General features: G+C 67.3%; 3 protein-coding genes. All 3 read left to right on the forward strand.

Features of this window, described 5'->3' with window-relative positions; genetic code table 11:
• Positions 1–919: GlxA family transcriptional regulator (locus AX721_RS13795; RefSeq protein WP_068876571.1), on the forward strand; the 919-nt coding region annotated here is incomplete at its 5' end.
• A 755-nt stretch (positions 920–1,674) separates the two neighbouring features.
• A complete protein-coding gene (locus AX721_RS27950; RefSeq protein WP_068876572.1) occupies positions 1,675–2,043 on the forward strand; it encodes a response regulator in 369 nt (122 codons plus the stop codon).
• A gap of 11 nt (positions 2,044–2,054) precedes the next feature.
• Positions 2,055–3,344, forward strand: a complete 1,290-nt coding sequence (locus AX721_RS13805; protein ID WP_156467174.1) for a hypothetical protein — start codon at positions 2,055–2,057, stop codon at positions 3,342–3,344.
• Positions 3,345–3,577: the final 233 nt, after the last annotated feature.

Below are 3,577 nucleotides of genomic sequence, written 5' to 3' on the forward strand. Positions count from 1 at the left end.
CGACACGTTGCACGAGGCCAACCGCCAGTCGGGGAAGGATCACTATCAGCTGGTGCTGCTCTCAGAACGCGCCGAGCCGCTCCGATCCTCGGCGGGGCCGCGCATTCTGCCTGACGCCTCCCTCGCCGAGTTCACGAAGCCAATAGACACCCTGATCGTGCTCCCGGCCGCCCGCGGCCACGCTCTTCCCGGCACGGCCGATACGATAGCCTGGCTGAGGCGCACGGCTCCCGACACGAGGCGGTATGGCTCCACGTGTACGGGAGCCTTCATCCTGGGCGCGGCCGGACTCCTGGCCGGCCGTCGGGTAACGACCCACTGGCAGTTCGCCGACGAGCTGGCCGCCCGCCATCCCGAGGCCATCGTGGAACCCGACAGCATCTTCATTCGGGACGGCGCCATGTTCAGTTCGGCGGGCGTGACCGCCGCGTTCGACCTCATGCTCGCACTGGTCGAGGAGGACCTCGGACGCGAGACTGCGCTCGCCGTCGCGCAGTTCTTCGTGTTGTTCCTCAAGCGCCCCGGCGGACAATCGCAGTTCAGCGCCCAGCTGGCGGCGCAGTTTTCAGGCAAGGAGCCCATTCAGGACGCCCTGCGCCGGGTGAACGAGAACCTCCGCGGCGATCTCTCTGTGGGAAGGCTCGCGCGCGAAGCCGGCATGAGCGAGCGCAATTTCGCACGCGCCTTCGCGCGAGAGACGAAGATGACACCTGCGGCGTACGTCGAGCTTGCTCGGGTGGATGCTGCGCGTCGGCTGCTGGAAGAGCAGAAGCTTCCATTGCAGAGGATCGCCGTCGCAAGCGGTTTCTCGACGATGCAAGCCATGCGCCGGGCCCTCGTTCGCCAGCTTGGCGCAACGCCCAGGGAGTATCGCGAGCGCTTCGGCTCGGCGCTTGCCGACGCGGACGTCGACCTCTGAGGCTCGCGCTGGCCATCCCCGAGGCGCTGCCAAATCCAATTCGCGGCTGGCGGAATCCGCATCAACATTGGCAGGAACCGTAACCTACCAACGTTCGATCGACGCATGATCATCCAGTATAACAGAGCAAGGACTACCGGATAAATCTGCTCAACGAGCGCTTGGCGTTCTCGGACAAATACAGATGTATGAATTCGGTCGCAATTTCCTTGCAAGGAAAGACGCACTCTCAGGCGATGATCTCGCGCCCGAGCCCGCTCGGCGAAGGCCGGTTCGTCGAGGTCAATGTTCGCCCCTGTAGGGGGTCCCCGCGTCCTTTGATCGAGCAATGAAACTGTCACGGGCCTCCCGCGACAGAGAGGAGAGGCATGTCCTGGACGCCATCAGCGCGGTTCGTGGAGGTCGAGGCCGCAGGAACGCCCTTTGCGGATGCCTTGGAAGCCACGCTAGACGGCGGTTCGCGCCAGGATGAACCGCTTCAGGCAAGCGCCAGCGACGGGAGACCTCCCGGCGCCGACCAGGTCTGCGCCCACTGTGGGTTCGCTCGCGGCGTCCACGCTTTCCACTGTCCCGTCTTCGCGGCCGCCCTCGATTCCATCGGCGCATCGCGACGCCTATCTGGCGTTCCCGAGCGACTCCCAGCGGACGAGTTCACTCGCGCTCTCCCCGCAGAGAAAGATCCACCCCTAGACGATGACCTAGCGCGTGAGCGCGCGCACCCGGCTTGCCCAAACCTCATCGAGCCGCAGCCGAGAGTGCTGGTCGCTGACGATCATCCCGTTCATCGCCAGTGGAGCCGGGTCATCTTCGAGGCGCTCGCGTGTTCTGTCGCTGTCGTGGAGGACGGAGCTGCCGCTCTCGCACGCTGCGCGGTCGAAGCGTTCGACCTGGTGGTCATCGACCGTCACATGCCCTTGGTGGGGGGTGACGAGGCCGTGCGCAGGCTCCGCGCCGGTCGGGGTCCGTCGTCGCAAGCTTACGTGGCAAGCTGTTCCTCCGATCCCCCCAGCGACCCTGCGGCCGGACACGACGCGATTGCGCCGAAGCCGCTGGACGTCGACACGGCATGCATCCTCCTAACTGAGGCGCTGACCGCCGCGGCATCCCGCGCAAAGCAGACCTGACGGGTATCCTTGTGGCGACAGCCGCCCCTGAGTTCGACAGCGCGCCCGAAGTGCGCGTCTCACGATTTCAGTCCGCCGGCCTCGAGGCGGCGATGGAGCAGTTCGCCAACCCCCAGGCGCTAGCCGCGGGAATGGTCTGCGTCATCGACCTGGATGCCGTCGTGCAGCGCTTCGGGAGCCGATGGCCCATGCGGCGCGAGCACGTGCACGAGCACGTCAACTCGACCCTGGACCGGCAGCTAGGCCCGACGGCGTACCATCTTCGGATCTCCGACACCGACGTCCTCATCTGTCAGCCCGACAAGGAACGGCTCGCGGGCCAAGCTCTGTGCCTGCGAGCCCTGCGCGAAATCCTGACGCACTTTCTGGGCGACGGGGAAATGGCCGATGTGGGGGTGCATGAGGTGGTGCGCATCTCCCCGGAGGGCGGTGTGGAGGCGCGCAGGGTCGATGTGCGGGCCGCGGCGGCCGACGCTGCCGAGCGGGCGGGCATGACGGGAGGCGCGCCCCAGCCGGACTCGCCGAGCTCTCTGGGCGGGGCGAACCAGTGGACGCCCTTCGTCACGGCCTATGGCGTCGGGTTGCAGGTCACCACGCGACTCGAACCCGTCCTCCAGCTGCGCGAGAGGCGCGACATCGGCCTGCGGCTCACGAACTGCGTGGCCCACGTGCGATCCGGCCGGCAGCTGCGCGCGCCGGAACTCGCGAGGCTCACGACCGCAGACCTGCTCCGCATCGATGTCGCGGGACTGCTGAAAGGTCTCGAGGCCCTCCGTCAGGAGGGCGAGCGGCGCCTGACGGTGATCGTGCCCGTGACGCTGTCGAGCCTCTCGCATCCCGCGGGTCGCGCGCGGATCATCACGGGGTTGCAGGAGGCGCGAGAACATGTGGATGGCGGCGTCATCTGCGAGTTGCGGCTGATCGAGGGGGCTCCCTCGGCGGCGCTAACGCAAGCCGTCGCGATCGTCCGCCCGTACTGCCTGCTCGTGGTCGGCAATCTGGACGAGCCCAACATCGGCTTGACTCGGCTCTTGAAAGGGACCGGGCTCAACTGCGTGGCCACCCGTGTCCCGCAAGGCCTGGAAGGCGCGGCCTTCATCGGATGGGCCAGCGCCGCAATCCGCAGCGCGCGCCATGCCAGCAAGTCGGCGCTGCTTTACGGCCTCGCGTCCGAACACGCCATGAGCACGGCCATGGTCCTTGGCGCCACGCACGGAAGCCGGGCTGACTGGAGTGTCGCGGCGCAGGCGCCTCCGGGCGCCACGGCTTCCTCGCGTCCCGGTGCTCAGCATCGACTGTGAGGGATGCCTGCGCGTCGGCCGAGCCACGAGGCGGCATCCAGCGGACCCTCCCAACGTCGTCTGTGAGTCAACTGCGGCCAACGGACCTCCCCGCCGCCCCCGTCAAATCCGGACGCACCCCTCCGCCACAAACCTTGCCTTCCGCGCCGCTACATGTTCCCTTTTCGTTCATGTCCACCCCGCCCGACATGGCCGAACGGCATGCGCGCGTCCTGGCTCGGCTGACCGAGATG

The organism is Phenylobacterium sp. CCH9-H3, assembly GCF_001557235.1.
Taxonomy (GTDB): Bacteria; Pseudomonadota; Alphaproteobacteria; order Caulobacterales; family Caulobacteraceae; genus Phenylobacterium.